At 60.9% G+C, this 24,089-nt stretch carries 22 protein-coding genes; 9 read left to right on the top strand and 13 right to left on the bottom strand.

Annotated features, from left to right (window positions below):
- The first annotated feature begins 124 nt into the window (after nucleotides 1-124).
- Complete coding sequence (locus tag AC07N4_RS07385) at nucleotides 125-517, top strand: transcriptional regulator (RefSeq protein WP_096819344.1); 393 nt, start codon at nucleotides 125-127, stop codon at nucleotides 515-517.
- 82 nt (nucleotides 518-599) lie between these two features.
- Here the strand turns inward: AC07N4_RS07385 and AC07N4_RS07380 are convergent, their stop codons facing one another.
- From AC07N4_RS07380 to AC07N4_RS07370, 3 genes are all read right to left on the bottom strand, one after another.
- Nucleotides 600-1,469, bottom strand: a complete 870-nt coding sequence (locus AC07N4_RS07380; protein WP_493065468.1) for a DUF6279 family lipoprotein — start codon at nucleotides 1,467-1,469, stop codon at nucleotides 600-602.
- 77 nt (nucleotides 1,470-1,546) lie between these two features.
- Nucleotides 1,547-2,263, bottom strand: coding sequence for a TorF family putative porin (locus AC07N4_RS07375; protein ID WP_493065469.1), 717 nt, complete (start codon nucleotides 2,261-2,263; stop codon nucleotides 1,547-1,549).
- Between the two features lie 217 nt (nucleotides 2,264-2,480).
- Nucleotides 2,481-2,669: a PFL_1563 family small protein gene (locus tag AC07N4_RS07370; RefSeq protein WP_016985943.1), complete on the bottom strand. Its 189-nt coding sequence runs from the start codon at nucleotides 2,667-2,669 to the stop codon at nucleotides 2,481-2,483.
- 350 nt (nucleotides 2,670-3,019) lie between these two features.
- Here AC07N4_RS07370 and AC07N4_RS07365 point away from each other — a divergent pair, with 350 nt between their 5' ends.
- The 3 genes from AC07N4_RS07365 to AC07N4_RS07355 all read left to right on the top strand — a co-directional run bounded on the left by AC07N4_RS07365 (nucleotide 3,020) and on the right by AC07N4_RS07355 (nucleotide 5,396).
- Complete coding sequence (locus AC07N4_RS07365) at nucleotides 3,020-3,856, top strand: CvfB family protein (protein ID WP_096819341.1); 837 nt, start codon at nucleotides 3,020-3,022, stop codon at nucleotides 3,854-3,856.
- A 45-nt stretch (nucleotides 3,857-3,901) separates the two neighbouring features.
- Complete coding sequence (locus AC07N4_RS07360) at nucleotides 3,902-4,312, top strand: DUF2177 family protein (RefSeq protein ID WP_273536862.1); 411 nt, start codon at nucleotides 3,902-3,904, stop codon at nucleotides 4,310-4,312.
- Nucleotides 4,313-4,463: 151 nt separating this feature from the next.
- Nucleotides 4,464-5,396 carry a DMT family transporter gene (locus tag AC07N4_RS07355; RefSeq protein WP_493065470.1) on the top strand — a complete coding sequence of 311 codons (933 nt, stop codon included), beginning with the start codon at nucleotides 4,464-4,466 and terminating at the stop codon, nucleotides 5,394-5,396.
- On the opposite strand, the gene AC07N4_RS07350 is transcribed toward AC07N4_RS07355, so the two are convergent.
- Nucleotides 5,341-6,522: an MFS transporter gene (locus AC07N4_RS07350; RefSeq protein ID WP_493065471.1), complete on the bottom strand. Its 1,182-nt coding sequence runs from the start codon at nucleotides 6,520-6,522 to the stop codon at nucleotides 5,341-5,343. The two genes, AC07N4_RS07355 and AC07N4_RS07350, sit on opposite strands and share 56 nt — an antisense overlap.
- A 104-nt stretch (nucleotides 6,523-6,626) precedes the next feature.
- On the opposite strand from AC07N4_RS07350, the gene ptrR reads away from it, so the two are divergent.
- Entirely contained in the window at nucleotides 6,627-7,520 is an 894-nt protein-coding gene (gene ptrR, locus AC07N4_RS07345) for a putrescine utilization regulator PtrR (protein WP_493065472.1), read from the top strand.
- 142 nt (nucleotides 7,521-7,662) lie between these two features.
- Entirely contained in the window at nucleotides 7,663-7,791 is a 129-nt protein-coding gene (locus tag AC07N4_RS07340) for a PA1414 family protein (protein ID WP_007914492.1), read from the top strand.
- 106 nt (nucleotides 7,792-7,897) lie between these two features.
- Here the strand turns inward: AC07N4_RS07340 and AC07N4_RS07335 are convergent, their stop codons facing one another.
- From AC07N4_RS07335 to speB, 6 genes are all read right to left on the bottom strand, one after another.
- Nucleotides 7,898-8,146, bottom strand: a complete 249-nt coding sequence (locus AC07N4_RS07335) for a phosphopantetheine-containing protein (protein WP_096819337.1) — start codon at nucleotides 8,144-8,146, stop codon at nucleotides 7,898-7,900.
- 45 nt (nucleotides 8,147-8,191) lie between these two features.
- The gene (locus AC07N4_RS07330; protein ID WP_493065473.1) at nucleotides 8,192-8,917 is read right to left on the bottom strand and encodes an MBL fold metallo-hydrolase; all 726 of its coding nucleotides are present in this window, start codon (nucleotides 8,915-8,917) and stop codon (nucleotides 8,192-8,194) included.
- Nucleotides 8,918-9,003: 86 nt separating this feature from the next.
- Complete coding sequence (locus AC07N4_RS07325; protein WP_096819335.1) at nucleotides 9,004-10,383, bottom strand: sodium:solute symporter family protein; 1,380 nt, start codon at nucleotides 10,381-10,383, stop codon at nucleotides 9,004-9,006.
- A 79-nt stretch (nucleotides 10,384-10,462) separates the two neighbouring features.
- Nucleotides 10,463-11,974, bottom strand: a complete 1,512-nt coding sequence (locus AC07N4_RS07320; RefSeq protein ID WP_493065474.1) for a purine-cytosine permease family protein — start codon at nucleotides 11,972-11,974, stop codon at nucleotides 10,463-10,465.
- Nucleotides 11,975-12,029: 55 nt separating this feature from the next.
- Nucleotides 12,030-12,452: a YybH family protein gene (locus tag AC07N4_RS07315; protein WP_192563937.1), complete on the bottom strand. Its 423-nt coding sequence runs from the start codon at nucleotides 12,450-12,452 to the stop codon at nucleotides 12,030-12,032.
- 10 nt (nucleotides 12,453-12,462) lie between these two features.
- Entirely contained in the window at nucleotides 12,463-13,413 is a 951-nt protein-coding gene (gene speB / locus AC07N4_RS07310) for an agmatinase (RefSeq protein ID WP_003222717.1), read from the bottom strand.
- Between the two features lie 296 nt (nucleotides 13,414-13,709).
- Here speB and AC07N4_RS07305 point away from each other — a divergent pair, with 296 nt between their 5' ends.
- Both AC07N4_RS07305 and AC07N4_RS07300 read left to right on the top strand, forming a co-directional pair.
- Nucleotides 13,710-14,603 (top strand): LysR family transcriptional regulator, encoded by an 894-nt coding sequence (locus tag AC07N4_RS07305; protein ID WP_039772530.1) that lies wholly within the window; start codon nucleotides 13,710-13,712, stop codon nucleotides 14,601-14,603.
- An 18-nt stretch (nucleotides 14,604-14,621) separates the two neighbouring features.
- A complete protein-coding gene (locus tag AC07N4_RS07300) occupies nucleotides 14,622-15,215 on the top strand; it encodes a tRNA-uridine aminocarboxypropyltransferase (protein WP_493065475.1) in 594 nt (197 codons plus the stop codon).
- 117 nt (nucleotides 15,216-15,332) lie between these two features.
- On the opposite strand, the gene AC07N4_RS07295 is transcribed toward AC07N4_RS07300, so the two are convergent.
- Genes AC07N4_RS07295 through AC07N4_RS07285 form a run of 3 tightly spaced genes read right to left on the bottom strand, consistent with a single transcriptional unit; the run spans nucleotide 15,333 to nucleotide 20,252 of the window.
- Nucleotides 15,333-16,694 carry an HlyD family type I secretion periplasmic adaptor subunit gene (locus tag AC07N4_RS07295; RefSeq protein WP_102620302.1) on the bottom strand — a complete coding sequence of 454 codons (1,362 nt, stop codon included), beginning with the start codon at nucleotides 16,692-16,694 and terminating at the stop codon, nucleotides 15,333-15,335.
- Nucleotides 16,695-16,703: 9 nt separating this feature from the next.
- Entirely contained in the window at nucleotides 16,704-18,863 is a 2,160-nt protein-coding gene (locus AC07N4_RS07290; RefSeq protein WP_096819330.1) for a type I secretion system permease/ATPase, read from the bottom strand.
- 30 nt (nucleotides 18,864-18,893) lie between these two features.
- The gene (locus AC07N4_RS07285) at nucleotides 18,894-20,252 is read right to left on the bottom strand and encodes a TolC family outer membrane protein (RefSeq protein ID WP_096819329.1); all 1,359 of its coding nucleotides are present in this window, start codon (nucleotides 20,250-20,252) and stop codon (nucleotides 18,894-18,896) included.
- Nucleotides 20,253-20,785: 533 nt separating this feature from the next.
- Between AC07N4_RS07285 and AC07N4_RS07280 the strand changes: the two genes are divergently transcribed.
- Nucleotides 20,786-24,089: retention module-containing protein (locus AC07N4_RS07280; protein WP_493065476.1), on the top strand; the 3,304-nt coding region annotated here is incomplete at its 3' end.

Genomic DNA, 24,089 nt, shown 5'->3' with positions numbered 1-24,089 from the left:
CGCTGTCGGAAATCGACAGACCGCCGGTCGGCCGGGGCGGTAAATGAAGCTGAACGGCTCTTGTCCGCTCGGGTCACAACCTTTGAAGGCGCCATTAATCACGCGCACCGGAGGTTGAATCAGGATGACGACGTATAACTGGGATTTGATTGAACGCCTGCTGCATGAAGTACAGAACGGCGCAGGCCACAGCTTCGCACCGCGCTCTTACGCAGAAGACTATGCGGCGGAAAAAGCGGCGGCGGGCGAGCCGATCGAGAATCTGGATCATCTGAAAACCATCGCCTGCCAATATGAGCAACTGTTGCTGCTGCGCGGTTACATCGGGCCCCGTGGGGAGGATGAGGGCAGCACTGGCAACAACTTCAGCCTGACCCCGCGCGGTTCAAGTCTGTTGAGCCTGATCGACAGCAGCATTCCCGGTAATGATCATCCGCGCCAGGTGCTGGATGAGCAGCAGGATGCGCTGGATGAGGCGACGTTCGATCGTGTGGCGTCCAAGGCGCAGATTGCCTGAATCCAGGAAAGCAAAAGATCGCAGCCCTCGGTAGCTTCGCAAATTCTGCAGGAGCTACCGAGGGCTGCGATCTTGTGGTTTTCTAATTCTGTTTAGCGGCCTTCAAACACTTCAAATCATTGAAGTCCTTGCGCACCCCTTCGATTTTCTTCAACAAGCGCTGGCGTTGTTGCGGTGTGCTTTCAGCCATCAGATCCACCGCCAGCGAGCGTGCCTGGGCTTCGGTGTCGGCGTAGGCCTTGCGGTAATCCGCTGTCCATAAGCGCTCGCGATAGACCAGAAGGGTCTCGATCCGCTGTGGGAATTCCGGGCTGTTGCGCTGGGCGACGGCTGCACTGAACTGCTGTTGCCAGTGCGCGCGGTTGGCGATCCATTGAGTGTTCTGGTCGCCCAATGCTGTCGACCACGCCATCACGCGTTGTTCTTGTGTGGGACTCAGCGGCCCGAGCCAGTCGTTGAGGCGTTTGTCCATGCGTGCGCCGCGTTCGGCAATCTGCTGGGCCAGGGGTGGCTTCACATATTCCTGTTGGCGTTTGCGCAGATCCTTGGCAAACGCGTCGTTCATTTCCGCGACCTGTTTGTCATCCAGTCCTTGCAGCAACTCAATGGCCGACGGCGTGATCTCTCGGGCGGTCTCGGCAATTGCCTGCTTGGCCTCCAAGGTACGGGCCTGGAGCGCGGCGTCGGTGACCTGATTGGTCTCGACCATGGTTTGCAGGCGATCGAGCCAGTCCAGATAACCCGGCAACTGCGTGCTGCAGTGCCAGCTCAGGTGTTCCTTGAGGCGTTCGTTGAACCAGCCTTTCTGCTCGCCGTTCATGTCCAGGTAGTCGCTGAGCGTCCACGGAATGATCACGTCGAGATTGCGATAGGCGAGGCCTACGCGGCTGCAGGCGCCGAGGGCGAGGGTGAAAGCCAGCAGGGCGGCAATCTGTTTGAACCAGCGAGACATGGGCGAATCCTTGCGTGAGCCTGGCTTCGAAGTCTGATGCTTATGTGAACGCAGGATGAGCCCGGCAGTTCAGCCAATCAATAGAACGCGCGTTCGGCCTTGAGCGTGACCAGCCCGTCGCACTGGCTGTTGTGCCCGGAATAGGCAGAGCAATCGCTGCCGCTGAGGCTGGAGTTGCTGTAGATCAGATCCAGGTCGATGCCCATCACCGGCCGGGAAAATTTCACCGACCAGTCGGTAAAACTGCTGACATACCCGCCGTCCACCGAGACCGGTGTATTGAGCTGATGGGTGGTGTATTTCATGCTGATCCCGATGCCGAACGGCTGGTTGCCGCGCAGATCGGCAAACAAGGTGTTGTTCTGTTTGTCCGGATCGTTGCTCAGTGCGATGCCGAAACGGCTGCCGAGCAGGGTCAGGCCGCCGAACAATTCCTGGCTGTCGAGGGTGTCGACCTTGGGATAGCTGTAGTGGATCATCCCGACTTCGTAGCCGAGGGTTTGATCGAAGGGTTGTTTAAAGCCGACGTAGGAATCGATCTCCAGATTCTTGCCCGGCGTCAGTCCCATGCTCGGCGCGTACTGGCCGACGTAGAGGCCGCTGTCATGGCTCAGATCGAGGCCGCCGTGGAACGAACCGGCGGCAGAAGGTTTGACCAGTCCCTGGGCCATGCTGCGGCTGGGCGTGGTGCCGAGCTTGAGGTCGAAGTCGCCAAGTTCACGCTGGAAAATCTGCGCGTGCGTCATCGGGCTCGCCAGCAGGCCTGCAAGAAATAAACAGAGGGGTTTGAGCATGCGTCACTCCTTGAACAGCGAGCGCAGTGCGATAAAGACTGCTGAAACGCTTGATCCAGACGCGTGCAAGGATACCGGCGAATGATCGGCATCGAGGGCCGTTCGTCGATTTCTGTTGTTTTGTTGAGTTTGATTAAACGCGAGAGAGGTCTTGCGAGGGTTCCGGTCCAGACGCTTCGAAGCTCAAAGCGCCTTGGGACTGGTGTGTTGCGGGGTGTTACTTCTTGCCCAGGCTGATCTGCTTGGACGGGCCGAACGTCTGGCCGCTGACGCCCTTGGCAATTTGCTGGATTTCGCCGCCGGACTTGAGGAATGCCGCGATCTGATCGTTGATCGATTCGCTGGTTTCAACGGCTGGAGCTGGCTTTGCTTTGCTGGTGGATGCTTTTACACGCATGGCGGCCATTAACCTGTAGAAAAGTAACTCGGCCAGGCATCGTACAGGAATAACTTGACAATTGCTTGGTAAATATCCCCCGGAATAACCCAGCGTGCGGGTGGATTATTCTCGATTAATTATTCGAAATATCCCGCTAACCTGCTGTTTTAAATAACAACATTTATCGGGATCGGTGGCTTTTTCGAGGGGGCGGCGCGCCGGGAAGTCCTCCAGGTAGTCTGACGAGTGGCGCCCGCTCGGCGGCAAACCAAGGAAAATCAAGGCTTCGCGCAAATTTCCGTCGGCGGGAGGATCTGCCGGCCAACGAACCCGGCAAAACCGGGTAGAATGCCGCCCACGCAATGAGGGTATTGGAAATGGCTTTAGTCGGGCGCTACAACAGTTTGCAAGTGGTTAAACACACTAACTTCGGTTTATATCTGGACGGCGGTGCCGACGGCGAAATTCTTTTGCCCAACCGTTATATCCCTAAAGATATTCCCAGCGAAGATGAAGACTGGCTCAATGTTTTCATTTATCTGGACAGCGATGACAAACTTATTGCCACCACTGAAAAACCAAAAGTTCAGGTCGGTGAATTTGCCAGTTTGAAAGTTGTTGAAGTCAACAGCATCGGTGTGTTCCTCGATTGGGGCCTGCCGAAGGATCTGCTGCTGCCTTACTCCGAAGAAAAACGCCAGATGACCGCCGGCGAGTACTGCGTGGTGCATGTCTACCTCGACAAACACACCCGCCGCATCACCGCCACCGCGCGTCTTGATCGCTACCTCGACAAGACCCCGGCCAACTACAGCGTGGGCCAGGAAGTTGATCTGCTGGTGGCCGAATCCACCGACATGGGTTTCAAGGCCGTCATCAACAACAAGCACTGGGGTTTGATTCACAAGAACGAAATCTTCAAGTTCATGCGTTCCGGCATGCGCGAGAAAGGTTTCATCAAGGAAGTGCGTGCCGACGGCAAGATCAGCCTGAGCCTGCAACCGGTGGGGCAGGAAGCGGCCAGCAGCCTGAGTTCGAAGATCCTCGCCAAGTTGCGCGAGAACGATGGCACCCTGGCCGTCAGCGACAAGAGCGACCCGGCGCTGATCAGCAGCCTGTTCGGTGTCAGCAAGGGCAACTTCAAGAAGGCCATCGGTTCGTTGTACAAGGAAGGCAAGATCGTCATTCATGCCGATCGCATTGAACTAACCTGAGCCTGACGTGGCCCATGTTGCATGGGCTCACTTGAGGTCGGGCAGATGAAAAAAACGTTGATTGCCTACGTCGCCACGCTGCTGACGTTTCTTCTGCTCGACGGCATCTGGCTCGGCGTGCTGATGGCGCCGACCTATCGCGAACTGCTCGGTTCGCTGATGCTCGAAAAACCGTTGCTGGTGCCAGCAGCGGTTTTTTATTGCCTGTACGTTTTCGGCTGTGTGGCGTTTGTGGTGTTGCCGGCAGTGAGCTGGCAGCGAGCCGCCCGCATGGGCGCGCTGCTCGGGCTGGTCGCTTATGGCACTTATGACCTGACCAATTGGGCGACGTTGCGCGGCTGGTCGGTGCAGGTGACATTGATGGATTGGGCATGGGGGACGTTTGCCACGGCGCTGGCCTGTTCGGTCGGATTTGTCGTGGCCGGCCGGTTTGGCAGATCAGCCATTCACCGCTGACGTTTGAGGAGCATGAAATGTCTCTTCCAGACGGCTTTTTCTGGCTGACTGGTTAATAATCCACGCATCATTTTTCGCCCCGGACGAAGAGCCGGGGCTTTGTTTTGACCTTTGGAAAAACTGCCATGTTGTGTGTGTTCGAGGTGTTGCGGTGAGCGTCAGTCGGCGCAGTGCCGACGGGTTTGCGCTGCAAGTGATGGTCGGCCTGTGCCTGATCTGGGGCGTGCAGCAGGTGATGATCAAGTGGGCGGCGACCGATATCGCGCCGGTGATGCAGGCGGCGGGGCGGTCGGGGATTTCCGCATTGCTGGTAGGACTGCTCATCTGCTGGAAGGGCGGCTGGGATCAGGTCGGCACCACATGGCGCGGCGGCTTGCTGGCCGGTGCCTTGTTCGGTCTGGAGTTCCTGTTTATCTCCGAAGGCTTGCAGTTGACCACGGCCGCGCACATGTCGGTGTTCCTTTACACCGCACCGATCTTCACCGCGCTGGGTGTGCATTTCCTGTTGCCCAGCGAGCGTCTGCGACCGGTGCAATGGCTGGGGATTTTCATGGCGTTCGTCGGGATCGCTGTGGCCTTTGCCGGCGGCGTGTCGTGGGACAACCTCGATCACCGCATGCTGTTGGGCGATGCCCTCGGCGTGCTGGCCGGGGCCAGTTGGGGCGCGACCACCGTGGTGGTGCGCGCCTCGCGCCTGTCGGAAGCGCCGGTGACGTTGACGCTTTTTTACCAACTGATTGTCGGCTTCGTCGGCCTGCTGTTGATCGCACTGCTCAGCGGCCAGATCACCCACGTCAGCCTGACCGTCGTGGCGGTGGGCAGCGTGTTGTTCCAGGGCCTGGTGGTGTCGTTCTTCAGTTACCTGACCTGGTTCTGGCTGCTGCGCCGTTATCTGGCAGCCAATCTGGCAGTGTTTTCCTTCATGACGCCGTTGTTCGGCGTCACGTTCGGCGTGGTGTTGCTCGGTGAAAAGCTGAGCATGAACTTCATCATCGGTGCCGTGCTGGTGTTGCTCGGCATCACTTTCGTCAGCGCGGAACAGTGGGTACGTCGGCGTTTGCGCAAAGCGCTCGGCCAGTCGTAAGCGGTTTCCACGCCAGGCCACCGGCAATCAGCAGCCCGCTGCCGGCGATCACCAGCGCCGGTTGCAGGCCGCCGCTGAAGTGGCTGCTGACCGCCGCCAGCAGCGGCCCGCTGAGCTGACCGACGGCGAAGCACGCGGTCAGCAGACCGGCGTTGCGCTGGGTGGCGTGGGGCGCCAGTTCCCGGGAACGTTGCATCACCAGTTGCATGCAGGCCAGGAACGGCGTGCCGCACAGGATCACGCCCAAAGCCAGACCGAGGCCGCTGCCCAACAGGCAGGCAAACACCCCGGCGGCCTGCAGCCACAACGTCGCCATCAACCAGTGACGGGTGGTGTCCGGATCATGCCGACGCAAACTCACCAGCAACACACCGATTGCGGCGCCAAGGCCGAAGCATGGCCAGAACAGATCGGCCTGCCATTGCCCGTGAAACTGCGCGTTGGCCATCTGCGACAGGAACGTGGCCGGGATGATGTAGCCCACGCCGTACAAGGCATATACCACCGCCAACCGCGCAATGCCGTGATTCGAATGATTGACGACGGAAGGTGTGACGGTTGCGCCGACGCCCGATTGCGGCAGGATCCGCACGATTCCCAGCAACATCACCAGTGCCACGGCGGCATAGATCAGCCACAGGGTGGCGGAAGTCTGCTGCGCCAGATGTGAGAACAGCGCCAGCAACCCCGTCAGAAAAATCCCCAGCCCCGGCCCGGCAAATACCAGCGCTCCCAATCTCGGACGACCGGCCGCCGCAGCCAACGGCTGGCTCAGTGCAGTGATCATCACCAGCACCCACGCACTCGCCACGCCAGTGCCGAAGCGCAGCAGCAGATGCGACCAGAAACCATTGGCCCAGAACGACGCCAGCGTCAGCAGCATGCATAACCACAAGCCACTGTGCAGACGTCGTTGCACCTGATCGGGTCGACGGGAAAACATCGCGTCTATCGCGCCGAGCAGATAACCGAGGTAGTTGGCTGCCGCAATCAGACCGGCGGCGGTCAGGTCGATCTGCCCTTCGCTGATCAGGTGGGGAAGTTGCGGCGTGAGGGCGAAACGCCCGATGCCCATGGCCATCATCAGGGCAATGAAACTGGCGGATAAGCGAATCAGCGGCGACATGGTCTGGATTCCGTTGGAGGTTCAATGACCGTCAGGCTAGGACTGATTGACTTTCTTTAAAATTGAATAATAGTGAGTAACTTGTTCAGTTCAGGAGAATGGTTGTGGAGTTCAGCCAATTGCGGATCTTCCAGGCCGTGGCGGAGGAGGGCTCGATCACTCGCGCCGCCGAACGCCTGCACCGTGTGCCGTCGAACCTGTCGACCCGGCTCAAACAGCTCGAAGAGCAATTGGGCGTCGAACTGTTCGTCCGCGAGCGTCAGCGTTTGCAGTTGTCGCCCGCAGGAAAAGTCCTGCTGGACTACACCGGCAAACTGTTCGCCCTGCGCGATCAGGCCAGTGCGGCGGTGATGGGCGGGCAACCGGCGGGGGATTTCGTGCTCGGCACTCTGTACAGCACCGCCGCGATTCATTTGCCGGCGCTGTTGGCGCGGTATCACAAGCGATATCCGGCGGTGAATCTGCAGGTGCAGTCCGGGCCCAGTGGCGAATTGCTGGAAGGGTTGCTCACCGGGCGTCTCGACGCGGCGCTGGTGGACGGCCCGCCGCAGTTGGCCGGGATCGACGGAGTGCCGCTGTGCAATGAACGGCTGGTGCTGATCAGCGAGCCGGATCACCCGCCGGTGCACAGTGCCAAGGATGTCGAGGGGCGGGCGGTGTTCACCTTTCGCCATGGCTGCGCCTACCGTGCGCGGCTGGAGTCGTGGTTTGCGCATTATCACGCGGCAATGGGCCGGGCGATGGAGATCGAGTCCTACCAAGGGATGCTGGCTTGCGTGATTGCCGGCAGCGGTGTGGCGCTGATGTCGGAGTCGATGCTCGCCAGCCTGCCGGGCCGCGAAAGTGTCGCGGTGCATCCGCTGGCCGAGCCGTTTGCCAGTGCGACAACATGGCTCATGTGGCGCCGGGGCATGGTCGGCGCCAATCTCAATGCGTGGATTGAACAGCAGCAGGCGCTCTATCCCGTGGCTGGCGAAGACACCCGGGAAATCGCTTGAGCGATCGGTCAGGGATTCTGATCAATCTGGTAACAGATCATTGCGGATTTCACCGAGCATTGCGTAGGACTTCGGACTATTATCAGTGCGAAGCGGCCTCAGAATTCCGGACGCTCAGCACCACCCTGAAGGGGGCATGACGATGAAAGAGAAAATTCAAAACTGGCTGCACGATTTGGGTGTTGCCCTCGGCTTGATCGAACCGCCTCTGCAACCGGTCCCGATTCGCACTGATGACGAACAGCGTCGGCGTCAGCAGCGTCGGCGCTAATGCCCCGATCTGAATAACAAGGATTTGAAGATAGAGAGATCGCAGTCTTCGTCAGCGCCTGCATGAAAATGTGCAGGCGCTGACGAAGACTGCGATCTTTTGCTTTTCAGTGTCGCCCGATCTCGATCAGAAACCGGCTCAAGTCGTTCGCGGTTTTCGCGGTCTTGAGCATGTGATCTTCCTCGGCGGTGAATGCCGTCAGTCCGAATTCATCTTCCAGATGGAAGATCAGATCCTCGATATCCGCCTTCTCCAGACCCAGCTCCGCCAGGCTGGTGCGGTCATTGAATTCGCGGTTTTCCAGCAGACGCTTGATGAACCTGTGCACGGCGGCACGCACGGCAGCTCTTCTCATGGCAGATTTTCAAAAGTGGTGGGTCTGACTGGAGTACAGCAGGCCTCAGGCGTGCCGGCGCAACCATTCGTCAATCATCGAACGCAGATGCTCCCCTGAAAAACTGCCGAAATGCCCGCCATGCACGGTGCGGATCTTCAGAGCCTGCAAACGCTGCAGGCTGGCGGCGTAATCCTCAAGATTCGAGTGGTAGGCGTCCTCGATCAACGGCCCGTCGTAGATGATGTCGCCGCTGAACAGGGTTTCGCTGGTCGCTTCGTAGAGGCTGATGCCGCCCGGCGAATGCCCCGGTGTGTGCAGCACTTGCAGCGTGCGATTGCCCAGGTCCAGCACATCGCCGTCCTCGACAAATCCGGTGGCCGGCGCAGCCTTGACCCGGTATTCGGCGTAGCACAGCGGGCAATCCGGGTGCGCTTCGAACATGTCGTCGCCGACGAAGGCACGGCTCAAGTCATTCTCGCCATCCGGCGCCGCCAGAATGTCCGCTTCGGCCGGATGCACCAGTCGTTCGGTGAATTCGTGATGCCCGGCAATGTGGTCGAAGTGGCAATGACTGGCTACCGCCACCAGCGGCCGCTCGGTCAGCCACGGCAGTTGTTCGCGCAGGCTGACCAGCCCGGAACCGCTGTCGAGCAGCAGATCCTTGTCACGCCCCTGAACATGCCAGAGGTTGCAGCGGTAGAAGGGACGGATGTACGGCTCGTGAATCAGGCGAATGCCGTCGCTCAGGTGCTGCACTTCGAACCACTGATCGCGAGAAACAATCTTCATAAAGCATTTTCTCCAGACGAAAAAAAACGGGTGTGGCAACCGACGCCACACCCGTCGAAGAAAGCATCAAGTCGTTATGTTCCAGCTTAGATCGCGCTGGCCACCACGTTTGGGCGGCGGGACATCAGGCTGACCACCACGAAACTCACCAGACCCACAGCCAGGCTGTAGTAGATCGGGGTGTTGGCGTCCAGACCGTCCTTGACCATGAACAGCAGGGCGGTGGCAAAACCAGTGCCCATGCTGGCGATGGCGCCGGCGGTGGTGGCGCGCTTCCAGAAGATTGCACCGATCAGCGGGATCAGCATGCCGCCCACCAGCAGGTTGTAGGCCAGGGTCAGGGCGCTGATCACGTCGTTGACCACCAGAGCGATACCCAGCACCACGACACCGGTCAGCAGAGTGAAGAGGCGGTTGATGCCCAGGCTCGACTGTTTGCCGCCACGCAGTTTCGGCAGCAGGTCTTCGGTCAGGGTGGTGGCGGCGGCGAGCAGGCCGGCGCTGGCGGTGGACATCATCGCGGCCAGGGCGGCGGCGATCACCAGACCACGGATACCGTCCGGCAGCGACAGTTTGACGATCGCGGCGAAGGCGTTGTTGACGTTGTCCAGATCCGGGATCAGCACGTGTGCCGCCATGCCGATCAGGGCGCAGGCCAGACCGTAGAGGATGCAGTAGATGCCCGCGATGCTGCCGGCGTATTGAGCGACTTTAGCGGTCTTGACGGTGAACACCCGTTGCCAGATGTCCTGACCGATCAGGATGCCGAAGAAGTAGATCATGAAGTAGGTGATGATCGTGTCCCAGCCGATGGTGGTGAAGCTGAAGGCGGTGGCCGGCAGTTTCAGCACCAGCTCGTCCCAGCCGCCGACGCGGTACAGGCAGATTGGCAGGAGGATGAACATCAGGCCGACGGTCTTGATGATGAACTGGACGATGTCGGTCAGGGTCAGCGACCACATGCCGCCGATAGCCGAGTACACCACCACCACGCCACCGCCGAGCAGTACCGAGATCCAGAACGGCAGGCCGAACAGCACTTGCAGCACGGTGCCGATGGCGAGGATCGAGGTCACGCCGATCATCAGCGCGTAGGCCAGCATGATCGCCGCGCTCGCCGAGCGGGCCATCGGGTTGTAGCGTTTTTCCAGCACCTGGGTAACGGTGTAGATCTTCAGTTTCAGCAGCGGCTTGGCCAGGAACAGGTTCAGCGCCACGATGCCGCAACCCAGTGCCGCGCACAGCCAGAAACCGGAGATGCCGTGCACATAGCCCAGGCGGACGGTGCCGACGGTGGACGCGCCACCGAGAACGGTCGCAGCCATGGTGCCCATGTACAGGCTCGGGCCGAGGTTACGCCCGGCAACCAGGAAGTCCTCGTTGGTCTTGGCCTTGCGCATGCCGAAGTAGCCGAGCAAGAGCATGCCGGCGGCGTAAATGAGGACGACGAATAAATCCAAAGCCATGATGGCGTGTCTCCGATTGTCTTTTTTATGGGGTGGAACTCTGTGGGAGAAGGCTGACCCCCACAGGCGATTCGTTTATTCAGGCAGCCTGACGCAGCGCCGCTTCAGCCGGCGCATGCACGCCTTTGCTCCGGGGATCCTTCGGGCCGTAGACCAGCACCGGTTCCGGGAACAGGCTCAGCAGCATCAGGTACATCACCGAGGCCAGACCGAGGGTCACCAGCAGGCTGATGTCGATGCCGCCGGCCAGTTCACCCAGCGGGCCGACGAACTGCCCCGGCAGGTTGACGAAGCACAGGCCGACCGCCGCGCTCGGGATCCACGCGCCCAGGCCGCGCCAGTTCCAGCCGTGGCTGAACCAGTAGCGTCCGCCTTGCTCGCCGCGCGTGAACACTTGCAGGTCGTCCGGGCAGTAGAAGCCGCGACGCACCACCAGGCCGATGATCATGATCACCATCCATGGGGTGGTGCAGGTGATGATCAGCACGGCGAAGGTCGACACGCTCTGCACCAGGTTTGCCGCGAAGCGCCCGATGAAGATGAAGGCAATCGACAGCACGCCGATCAGCAACGTCGCCTTGACCCGCGACAGCAGGCGCGGGAACACGCTCGACATGTCCAGCCCGGTGCCGTACAGCGACGTGGTGCCGGTGGACATGCCGCCAATCACCGCAATCAGGCACACCGGCAGGAAGAACCAGCTCGGCGACACCGCCAGCAGGCCGCCGACGTAGTTGTTGGCCGCGATGTAGTCCGGTGCCTGGATCGCTACGATGGTCGCGGTGGTCAGGCCGAACAGGAACGGAATGAACGTGGCGATCTGCGAGAAAATCACCGCTGCCATGATCCGCTGACGCGAGGTTTCACGCGGGATATAGCGGGCCCAGTCGCCGAGGAACGCGCCGAAGGAAATCGGGTTGCTCATCGCCACCAGCGCGGCGCCGATGAAGGCTGCCCAGAAGCCTGGCTGGCCGAGACTGACGGTGCCGGCGTAGTGCGAATCGAAAGGACCGGCGAAAGCGAAGATGCCCAGCAGGAACAGCAGGCTCGCGCTCCACACCGCGACCTTGTTCACCCACAGCAGGAAGCGGAAGCCGTAAATGCACACGGTCAGCACCAGAATCGCGAACAGACCGTAGGCCAGGCCCAGGGTCAGGTCGGTTTCCGGCAGGCCGATCAGGCGTTTCGCACCACCAATCAACGCATCCCCCGAACTCCACACCGAGAGCGAGAAGAAGGCGATGGCGGTCAACAGCGACAGGAACGAACCGACGATCCGCCCGTGCACGCCGAAGTGCGCACCGGACGACACCGCATTGTTGGTGCCATTGATCGGGCCGAACAGGCCCATCGGTGCGAGGATCAGCGAGCCGAGCAGTACGCCCGAGACAATCGCCCAGACGCCCGCCTGAAAGGACAGGCCGAACAGCACCGGGAAACTGCCGAGCACGGCGGTGGCAAAGGTATTCGCGCCGCCAAAGATCATGCGGAACAAATCCACGGGACCGGCGGTGCGTTCGTTGTCCGGGATCTGTTCGACCCCGTGGGTTTCAATCTGCGTAAGGCTTTGGTCTTTGTTGTTGTTATTCATGATCTGCTCCGATCATAAAGGCGCGCTCATCGTGCGTGAGCGTCACCTGTCTTGGCTAAGGGGATGGCAGCCCTTCCGGCATTGCGGACAAATGTTCGTGGCAGGCCAGCCAATGGCCTTGTTGTTCTAGGCTTGACGCTTGTTTCTTGAAAACAATCGTCTCGCGCTCCTGGCTGAAGTGTTGCTCCCCTTGCATGCGCAGCTCGGTGGCCACGTCATGGATGAAAATCGCCACGTCACCCTGCAGGCTGACGAAGGCGTTGCTCGAGATGCAGGACAGCACCTCGAAGCCATCCTCGGCGCGCCAGCTGTCCCACAACGCCTGATAGGCATCGCGCGACAGCAGGGGCTGTTCGAGGGTGTAGAACACGAAGCTCGCATCGGCGCTGAACGCGCCGAAGTAGGCTTCGCGATCGTTGCGGGCGAAGGCGGACACCAGATCGGCGGCCGCTTTCAGAACCTGATCGCGTTCGTTCATGACCCGACCCTCAGCGGTGGACGACGCCCGGCAGTACGCAGAGCATTTCGTACAGCAGGTTGGCGGCCAGCAGCGAGGTGTTGCCGGTGGTGTCATAAGCGGGCGAGACTTCTACCAGATCGCAGCCGATCAGGTCGAGGCCCTGGCAGCCGCGAACGATTTCAATTGCCTGAATGGTCGTCAGACCACCGATTTCCGGGGTGCCGGTGCCAGGCGCCCAGGCCGGGTCGATGCCGTCGATGTCGAAGCTCAGGTACACCGGGCCGCCACCGACTTTCTCGCGCACTTCGGCCATCAGCGGTGCCAGCGACTTGTGCCAGCACTCTTCGGCTTGAACAACGCGGAAGCCCTGATCGCGGCTCCAGTTGAAGTCGTCAGCGGTGTAACCCTGCGCACGCAGACCAATCTGCACCACGCGGTCGCAGTCCAGAAGGCCTTCTTCGACGGCGCGACGGAAGGTCGTGCCGTGGGCGATCTTCTCGCCGAACATGTGATCGTTCACGTCAGCGTGAGCGTCGATGTGTACCAGACCGACCTTGCCGTGCTTTTTGTGGATCGCACGCAGGATCGGCAGGGTGATGGTGTGGTCGCCACCCAGGGTCATCGGGATGACGTTGTGCTCGAGGATGTTGTCGTAGGCTTCTTCGATGATGCGCACGGCGTCGAGCAGGTTGAAGGTGTTGATCGCCACGTCACCGATGTCGGCAACCGACAGCGAGTCGAACGGCGCAGCGCCGGTGGCCATGTTGTACGGGCGGATCATCACCGATTCGGTGCGGATGTCGCGTGGCCCGAAGCGGGTGCCGGGGCGCAGCGAAGTACCGATGTCCAGTGGCACGCCAACGAAGGCAGCGTCCAGGCCGGCAGCGGTCGGTACATGGGGGAGTCGGAGCATGGTGGCGATGCCGCCGAAGCGCGGCATTTCGTTGCCGCCCAGTGGTTGGTGAAGAATCTTGTCCACGGGTAGGGCCTCATCGTCTTTGTTTTATTTATGTCGGCGCACCGCATTCGCAAGGTCACGGGCACCGCTGTGGGGCCGATTCTGCGAAATGCAGTGAGGCGGAAGAATCGCTACGGGCAAATACTTAGTTCAGATTTTTCTAAACTAATGCCAGACTTCCCCCCTACGTGCTCGTTCCCACGCTCTGCGTGGGAATGCATCCACGGACGCTCCGCGTCCAGCCGTAATCACAGGTGACGCAGAGCGTCACGGGCGGCATTCCCACGCAGAGCGTGGGAACGATCCTTGGAGTAGACATGGCCAACGCTTTACCCGACCTGAAACTTTTGCGCATCTTCGTCAGCGTCGTGCGTCATCAGGGGTTTGCCAACGCGCAGCAGGAACTCAACCTGTCGACCTCGGCGATCAGCACCTACATGAGCCAGCTCGAAGCCGCGCTCGGTCTGGTGCTTTGCCATCGCGGGCGCGGCGGTTTCAGCCTGACCAGCAAAGGCGAGCTGTTCCATCAGGAAACCCTGCGCCTGCTGGCCGAACTCGAAGGTTTCGAGCAATACGCCGCGGCGCTCAAGGGTGAACTGCGCGGTACGCTCAACCTCGGGGTGATCGACTCCACCGTCAGTGACAAGGCCCTGCCGTTCGCCGAAGCCATCGGCGCCTACAGCCAGGAACACCCAGCGGTGCATTTGCACCTGTCGGTGATGAGCCCTTACGAACTGCAACTTGGCGTGCAGGACAACCGCCTCGATCTGGCCATCGGCGCGTTTTCCACACGCATGAGCGGTCTGGTGTACATGCCGCTGTACCGCGAGCAGCACTGGCTGTATTGCAGCAACCGTCACCCGTTGTTCAACGAACGGCGGATTCCCGAGCAGGTCATCACCCAGCAACGCATGGTCGGGCGCGGTTACTGGAGCCAGGCGGAACTGGCGCGCCACGGTTTCAAACACAGCGCCGCGACTGTGGAAAGTATGGAAGCGCAGTTGATTCTGGTGCTGTCCGGTGCCTACATCGGTTATCTGCCGGAGCACTACGCTCAGGCCTGGGCCGACAAGGGTGATTTGCGGGTGCTGCTGCCGGCGACCTTCGGTTATCAGGCGCCGTTTTCCATGATCATGCGCCGTGGCCGCAGCCGCGAGCCGCTGATCCAGACGTTCCGCGATCTGCTCAAAGCGCAGCTCAATCAGGCCTAGCTTTCAGGAACAAGAAGTATGTCCAGACCTCAATGCCCGCGCTGCCTGCGCCCACAAACCCACTGCCTGTGCCCGCTGATCCCCAGCCTCGACAGCCGCACTCGGGTGTTGCTCTTGCAGCACCCGAGCGAGGTCAATCACGCGCTCAACACTGCACGGCTGGCAGCGCTCGGTTTGAACAATGCCGAACTGATCGTCGGCGAAGTGTTCGAGGATCTGCCCGTGCTGCTGAATCGGCCGGGGTATCGGGCGCGGTTGCTGTTTCCGGCGGACGATGCGCAGCCGATGCAGGCTTATGCTACGTCCGATGAACCGTTGTTGCTGGTGGTGCCGGACGGCACGTGGCGCAAGGCGCGCAAGATGTTGCATCTGAATCCGCTGTTGGCGGCGTTGCCACGGGTGACGCTGGCGGAGGGCGGGGTTTCGCGGTATCGGCTGCGCAAGGCACCGGGGCCGGGGGCGTTGTCGACCATCGAGGCGATCGTTCAGGCGTTGCAGACCCTGGAAGCGCCGGTCTCTTTCGATCCGTTGCTCAAGCCGTTTGAGGCGCTGATTGAAGGGCAGATTGCGGCGATGGGGGAGGAGACTTTCCAAAAGAATCACGGATACTGATCGTTCCCACGCTCTGCGTGGGAATGCATACAGTGACGCTCTGCGTCACCGTCGCGAAGGGACGCGGAGCGTCCCGGGCGGCATTCCCACGCGGAGCGTGGGAGCGATCAGATGAGGCTAGCGTTCGCGCATCGCCTCGGTGCGCGCCTTCAGCACCGGTTTGAGCAAGTAATCCAGCACGCTTTTCTCCCCGGTAATGATGTCCACCGTCGCCACCATCCCCGGAATGATCAGCAACGGTTTCACATCCCCACCCAAATGGTTTTTGTCGGTGCGCACCTGGATCAGGTAGAAACTGTTGCCCTTGTCGTCGGTGATGGTGTCGGCACCGATCAGCTCAAGTTTGGCGCTCAGCCCACCGTAGATCGTGTAGTCGTAGGCACTGAACTTGACCATGGCTTTCTGGCCCGGATGCAGGAACGCCACGTCCTGCGGACGGACCTTGGCTTCGATCAGCAGGTTGTCTTCCAGCGGCACGATTTCCACCATGTCGCTGCCCGGCTGGACCACGCCGCCGATGGTGTTGACCTTCAACTGCTTGATCACCCCGTGTACCGGCGAGGTCACGGTGGTGCGGCTGACGCGGTCGTCGATGGCGATGCTCGACGCCGTGATTTTCGACAGGTCGGTGCGCTTCTGGTTGAGGTCCTTGGCCGCGTCGGAGCGGAAGGTCTGTTCCGATTCGTCGATCTTGCTCTTGATCTCGTTGATCGCCGATTCGGCCCGGGGAATGGCCAGGGTCGTGGCGTTCAACGAGCCACGAATTTCCACCGCACTGCGCTTGAGTCGCAAGATCTCCACTGGCGACACCGCCCCGGTGCCTACCAGTGGCGATGACATGTTCATTTCTTGCTGGAGCAGCGCCAGGCTGGAACTGTACTGACCCTGCTTGGAGCGAAACTCCGCCAGCTCCTGGGTCTTCTGCCGCAACTGTTCGGTGAGGGTGCGTTGTTCGCTGGCCAGCCGCCGCTGACGCTGGTCGTACAGCGCACGTTCGTCTTCGGCCACTTGTGGCGCCTTGCTGACGACTTCGTCCGAGAGTTTCATCGGCCGGCCTTCTGACTCGGCGGATAGTCGCTCGACCTGGGCCATCAATGCATAGCGATCCGCCTCGCTCTCACCCTTGTTCGACAGAAACCGCGTGTCATCCAGGCGCAGCAGGGTGTCGCCCTTGTTCACCATTTGCCCTTCACGCACGAAGATCTCGGTGACGATCCCGCCCTCGAGGTTCTGGATCACCTGGACCTTGCTCGACGGAATCGCCTTGCCTTCGCCCATGGTCACTTCTTCGAGCACCGCGAATTTGGCCCAGACCAGCGCGCTGATCAGCAGTGCCGCCGCCAGCCACACGGTGATGCGCGACCAGCGCGGCGAATCCTGCAACGAAGCGCCGGCAGTTTCCGGCATGAATTCGGCTTCGGCGCTTTTGCCGAAACTGTCGAAGTAACCGCGCTGTTTTGACGATGAGGAAGCAGACATGGGCAACTCCTAGACCGCCGCCGAGCCGACCCGGCCCTTGCGCAGTGCATCGATGACCGCTTCTTTCGGACCGTCGGCGACGATCCGGCCGTTGTCCAGCACCAGCAACCGGTCCACCAGGCTCAGCATCGAGGTGCGGTGCGTGACCAGCAGCAAGGTTTTGCCCTGCACCCAGCCGTGAAGCTTCTGGCGCAGGACGTCTTCGCTGCTGTTGTCCATGGCGCTGGTGGGTTCGTCGAGCAGCATGATCGGCGGATCGAGCAACAGCGCCCGGGCCAGCAGGACTGCCTGGCGTTGACCGCCGGAAAGCAATTGCCCGCGTTCGCCCACCGGTCGGTCGAAGCCTTGCGGGTGCTGGCGGGCAAGCTCGGTGACGCCGGTCAGTTCGGCGACTTCGAGCATCCGCGAATCGCTGACATAACGGGCGCCGAGGGTCAGGTTGTCACGCAGGCTGCCGGCCAGTAGCGGCAGGTCATGGGCGACGTAACCGATCTGCTGGCGCAGGTCGGCGACATCCAGTTGCCGCAGGTCGAGGCCGTCGAGCAGCAATTGGCCTTCTTCCGGTTCGTAGAAACCCATGACCAGCCGTGCGAGGGTGCTCTTGCCGGAACCGCTGCGGCCGATGATGCCGATCCGCTCGCCGGGCTTGACGCTGAAACTGATGTTGCTCAGGGCCGGGGCGTTCTGGCCGTTGTAATGGAAGGTCACCGCATTGGCGTCCAGCGCCCCTTGCAATTGCGTGCGCTCCAGCGGCCGTTGTTTGCCGTCGCGCTCCTGGGGCAAAGACATCAGGGCGTCGGTACTTTTCATCGTCAGTTGCGCTTGCTGGTAGCGGGTTATCAACCCGGCGATCTGGCCCAGTGGCGCGAGCACGCGGCTGCCGAGCATGTAACTGGCTACCAGCGCACCGACGCTCAGGTTGCCGGCGATGATGCTGTAAACCCCGGCGACGATGGTCGCCATCCCCGAGAACTGCTGGATGAACAGCGTGCCGTTGGTGGCCAGCGCCGAGAGGTTGCGTGCGTGGCTGTCGAGGCGGGTGAGGGCGCCGTGGGTGCTTTCCCACTTGTGCTGGCGCTCGCTTTCGGCGCTGCACGCCTTGAGGGTTTCCAGTCCGCCGAGGGTTTCGATCAGCAATGCCTGACGCTCGGCACCGAGGCTCAGGCTTTTCTGCACGGTGTCGCGCAGGCGAACCTGAATGATCATCGCGAACACGATCGTGATCGGAAACGCCAGCAGCGGAATCACCACCAGCCAGCCGCCCAGCAGGCCGATCACCACCAGCATCAGCACCACGAAGGGCAGGTCGATCAGGCTGGTCAGGGTCACGGCGGTGAGAAACTCCCGCAGGCCCTGAAAGTCATGAATGCTCTGGGCGAATCCGCCGATGGTCGCCGGCCGGGCCTTCATCGCCATGCCGGTGATGCGTTCGAATAAAGTCGCGGAAAGGATCACGTCGGTCTTCTTGCCAGCGGTGTCCAGCAGGTGAGCGCGCACCACCCGCAGCACCAGTTCGAAACCGGTGCCGATCAGCAGTCCGATGGCCAGCACCCACAGGGTCGACGTCGCCTGGTTCGGCACCACGCGGTCGTAGGTCTGCATGACGAACAGCGGCACCATCAGGCCCAGCAGGTTGATCAGGAAACTGGCGAGGATCGCGTCGCTGTACAGCCATTTCGACAGCTTCAGGGTGTCGCGAAACCACGCTTGCACCCTTGGCACCAACGGTGAACGCAGGTCTTCCAGTTCATGCCGTGGCCGGGCGAACAGGGCCTGGCCGGTGTAGTGTTCGGTGAGTTCTTCGTGGCTGACCCACTGTTCGCCGCCATCGGCTTCACTGGGCAGAATCAGGGCTTTGCCGTCATCGGCAAAACGCCGCAGCACGGCGGTGCGGCCATTGCCCAACAGCAACAGCACCGGCAGGTTGAGCGGGGAAATGTCCTTGAGGTCGCGGCGCAGCAGCCGCGCCTGCAAACCGGCCCGGGCCGCCGCACGGGGCAGCAGGTCCAGGCTCAGGCGTTGTTTGTCCAGGGGCAGCCCGGCACTCAGGCTGGCGCGACTGACTGTCGCGCCGTGCAGTTTGCAGAGGATCAACAGACCGTCGAGTAACGGATCATCGAAGCTCAGCCGCGGATCGACCCCGGAAACACCGGGTTCCATGCTGGTCATATTGATCGCTCCCTGGCTACATCATCGGGACTACTTCAGTTCGGGCAAGCGCGCCTCGTTCTTCACTTCGGCAGCGGCAATCGCGTCGGCCGGCAGCACCACCCGTTGCTTGCTCAGCAACTGACCCATGTTCGCCAGCACGCGGTACATCGAAAACTCCTCGGTGTAGCGGATTTCGGTGTAGCGGCGATTGGCGTTGTACAGCTCGTTTTCACTGTCGAGCAGGTCGAGCAGGGTGCGTTGGCCGAGGCCGAACTGATCCTGATACGCGGCGCGTACACGCTTGGTGGTTTCGGCGTATTCGCGGGCGGTCGGGGTCTGCTTCTTGGCGTTGACCATGGCGTTCCAGGCCAGGTGAATGTTCTCGTTGAGCTGGCGCAGGGCGTTGTTGCGGATGTCCATGGCCTGGTTGATCTGGTGCGCATCGGAGGCCAGTCGCGCCTTGTCGCTGCCGCCACGGAACAGGTTGTAGTTCATCACCACGCCGACGCGCCATTCATTGTCGTGGCCCTCGTCGCCCTGCACGTTGTTGTTGGCACCGACCGCCGCTTCGGCATCGAAGCGCGGGTAGAACGGCGACTTGGCGACTTCGTACTGACTCTCGGCCGATTGCACGTCGGCCTGGGCGGATTTCAGATACGGGTTGTTCTCGACCATGCTCTGCTGGGCTTCGGGCAGGCTGGTGGGCAATTCACCACGGGTCGAAGCCGGCGCTTCCAGTTCATCGGGCATGCGCCCGACCACGGCGTAGAAGTTCGATTCGGCATCCGCCAGATCGACTTCGGCGGTGTCGAGGTTGTTCTGCGCCAGCGCCTTACGGGCGACCGACTGATCGGAGTCGGCGGTGCTGCCGATGCCGCGCTGGGTGCGCAGGCCGATCTGGTCATTGACGCGCAAATGCGCCTGCAGATTGTTCTTGGCCAGGGTCACCAGTTCGCGGCGCTTGAGCACTTCGAGATAGACCTCGATGGTGCGCAGGGCCAGGTCCTGGGCGGTGCCTTGCGCGTAGTACGCGCGCGAGTTGGAAACGCCCTTGGTGCGCTCGACTTCGTTGGCGGTATTGAAACCGTCGAACAGCATCTGCCGCAGACGCAGCTCGGACTGGGTGTAGTTGAGAATTTCGGTGTGGTGGTTACCGAGGGCCCGGGTGTTGGTGTTGTCGCTGTAACCGCGCCCATAAGCGGCGTTCAGATCCACCGATGGATAGAAGCCGCCCTTGGCGACTTTCACCTGTTCATCGGCCGACAGTTTGGCGTCTACGCGCGAAGCCAGTTCCGGGTGGGTCGCGATGGTGCTTTGTATCGCTTCGGTGAGGTTCATGGCCTGGGCTTGAGAAGTGCAAGCCATGGCCAGCAAAACCGCACTGCAAAGGGGGGTTAGAACGCGCATGGGTGCATCTCCCTGAGTCCTGATGGTGTATTGCTGTCGCCAATTTATTGACGATATTTTTTAGGTTTGGCGTTTCATCGCTGTTACAACAGAGCTAAGAACATCCTGAAGCGTAGCTAAGAAAAAATTTTCATATGGCTTATGCCAAAAAAAACTTATGCGCTTCGCCAAATCCAGCACATTGTTCCTCTCGAAAGCCTTTGTTTTATGTGCTTTAGGGAGTGCAGAAAGGCTTGAGGAAAGTTCCACTCACTTTGCGACATACGGGCGAAGTACTGCTAAAGGGGAGGGACGCGTAGCGGCCAATGAGCGACAGTTTTTTGTCACTCGGGTGATTCACCACCGTTACGTAGCGCTAGTGGGCGTGCTGCATCGATCAGGGATTCCAAGTGCTTGATGGCGCTGGGGTTTCTGAATTTGCATACCCTGCGAAACGAACTGTCGAGGTGCGAGCGTCGCCCCGACAACCCGCTTGAGCCATGGGCTGCTTCGCGAACCAGTGCCGACGGTGGTCGGCAGCGGAGGAAATGCACATGGCAACGCTCATCGGGATCGTCACTAAAGTCATCGGTCAGGTTTTCGCTCAATCGGCTGACGGAAGTCGGCGCGCATTGGTTGAAGGCGATCGACTGTTTGCCGGAGATCAATTGATCACGGGCGCGGAGGGGGCGGTCGCCGTCCATCTGCAAAACGGCCAGGAACTGACCCTGGGCCGGGACAGCAGCCTGACCATGACCGGACAATTGCTGGCCAACCATGCGCCGCATGTGGATGCCCCGGAAGCGCTGACCCCGAGCGATGCTCAACTCACCGATGTCGCCCAGATCCAGAAAGCCATCGCCGCCGGTGAAGACCCGACCAAATCTGCCGAAGCCACTGCCGCAGGCCCCGATGCCCCCGGTGACACCAACGGCGGCAAGGGTGGCGGCCACAGTTTCGTATTGCTGACCGAAGTGGGTGGCCGGGTCGATCCGGTCATCGGTTTCCCCACGGCCGGTTTTGGTGGCATTCCCGAGTTTCCGGAAGAACGCCACAACGCGGTCATCGACAACGGTGACAACACGCCTGCGCCGGTCATCCCGCCACCGGTCAACAACCTGGTCACCCTCACGGGCCTCGACGTGCCGGGGGGGGAACTGACGCTCAATGAAGCCAATCTGCCGGATGGCTCCGCCGCCAATCCCGGCGCGCTGACCCAGGCTGGCAGCTTCAGCATTTCGGCGCCTGACGGTCTGACCAGCCTGAGCATCGGCGGCATCAGCGTGATCGTCGGCGGCGTGCCCGTCGGTTTCCCGCAATCGATCACCACGCAATTGGGCAACACCTTGACCATCACCGGTTACAACCCGGCGAACGGCACGGTCAGCTACAGCTACACCCTCAACGGCAACGACGCCCATCCGGCAGGTGACGGCGCCAACAGCCTCAGCGAACATTTCACGGTGATTGCTGGCGACAGCAATGGCGACACCGCCACCGGCTCGCTGGATGTGAACATCACCGACGATGTGCCAAAAGCGGTCGGTGACAGCAACGCCAGCACCGCGTCGGAAACCAACCTGACGCTGACCGGTAACGTCCTGACCAATGACGTACAAGGCGCCGACCGCGTCCCAACCGGCCCCAATGCCGGCCCGATTACTGCGGGCACTTTCACCGGGACTTACGGCACCTTGGTGCTGAATGCCAATGGCACTTACACCTACACGCTGAACACCAACGATGCGGACTTCAAAAACCTGCACGGCGGTGGCAACGGCACCGAGAACTTCACCTACACCATCACCGATTCGGACGGCGACACCAGCACCGCGAATCTGGTGTTGCAGATCCACAACAACGACGATCCGGTGCTCATCAACGGCTTGAACGTCGAGGGTGGCGAACTGGCGGTTTTCGAGAAAAACCTTTCCCTCGGTAGCGCCCCGGATTCGGCGGCGTTGACTCAGAGCGGCACGTTTACCATCACAGCTCTCGATGGCGTCACGACGCTGACCATTGGCGGAATCGCCGTGGTCACCAATGGCGTGGCTGCGGGTTTTCCGCAATCCGTCACCACCCCTTTGGGCAGCACGCTGACCATCACCGGGTTTAACGCGACCACTGGTGTCGTGAGCTACAGCTACACCCTCGACCACAACGATGCTCATCCGACTGCCAGTGGCGCGAACACGCTGAGCGAGCAGTTCGCTGTCACCGTGGTGGACGATAACGGCACCACCGCGAATGCATCGCTGGACGTCAACATCGTCGACGACCTGCCAAAAGGCGTGGATGACAGCAATACCGGTACTGCCTCGGAAACCAATCTGACGCTGACTGGCAACGTCCTGACCAACGACGTGCAGGGCGCCGACCGCGTCCCAACCGGCCCTGATGCCGGCCCGATCACTGCGGGTACTTTCACCGGGACTTACGGCACCTTGGTGCTCAATGCCAATGGCACTTACACCTACACCGTCAACCCTAACGATGCGGACTTCAAAGCGCTGCACGGCGGCGGAAATGGGACTGAAACCTTTACCTACACGATCACTGATTCGGACGGCGATACCAGCACTGCGAGCCTCGTTCTGCAGATCCACAACAACGACGATCCGGTGACCATCAGCGGCCTCGACGTGAACGGTGGTGAACTCACCGTCTTCGAGAAAAACCTCAGCACCGGCAGTGCGCCGGACGCCACCGCATTGACCCAAAGTGGCACGTTCACCATCACTGCACTGGACGGTGTCACCACGTTGACTGTCGGCGGCATCGCCGTTGTCACTAACGGTGTAGCCGCAGGCTTCCCGCAATCGGTCACGACTCCGCTGGGTAGCACGCTCACCATCACCGGGTTCAATGCCACGACTGGCGTCGTGAGTTACAGCTACACCCTCGACCACAACGATGCCCATCCGACGGCCAACGGCGAGAACAGTCTGAGCGAGCAGTTCGCCGTCACCGTGGTGGATGACAACGGCACCACCGCCAACGCCAACCTCGACGTGAACATCGTCGACGATCTGCCAAAAGGCGTGGACGACAGCAACGCCGGCACCGCTTCGGAAACCAACCTGACGCTGACCGGCAACGTCCTGACCAACGATGTACAAGGCGCCGACCGCGTCCCAACTGGACCGAATGCCGGGCCGATCACTGCCGGTACTTTCACTGGGACCTACGGCACGCTGGTGTTGAACGCCAACGGCACTTACACCTACACGCTGAACACCAACGATGCGGATTTCAAAAACCTGCACGGCAATGGCAACGGTACTGAAACCTTCACCTACACCATCACCGATTCCGACGGCGATACCAGCACCGCGAATCTGGTGTTGCAAATCCACAACAACGACGATCCGGTAACCATCAGTGGCCTCGATGTGAACGGCGGTGAACTCACCGTCTTCGAGAAAAACCTCAGCACCGGTAGCGCACCGGATGCCACCGCCCTGACTCAGAGCGGCACGTTCACCATCACGGCGCTGGACGGTGTGACCACGCTGACCGTGGGTGGCATTGCCGTTGTCACTAACGGTGTAGCCGCAGGCTTTCCGCAATCGGTCACGACTCCGCTGGGCAGCACGCTGACCATCACCGGCTTCAACGCCACGACCGGTGTCGTCAGTTACAGCTACACCCTGGATCACAACGATGCGCACCCAACCGCCAACGGCGCGAACAGTCTGAGCGAACAGTTCGCCGTCACCGTAGTGGATGACAACGGCACTACCGCCAATGCGTCGCTGGACGTCAACATCGTCGACGACTTGCCGAAAGGCGTGGATGACAGCAACGCCGGCACCGCCTCGGAAACCAGCCTGACGCTGACTGGCAACGTTCTGATCA

Source organism: Pseudomonas sp. GW821-FHT09E04, from assembly GCF_059416185.1.
This window is presented reverse-complemented; position numbering and strand designations above follow the sequence as displayed.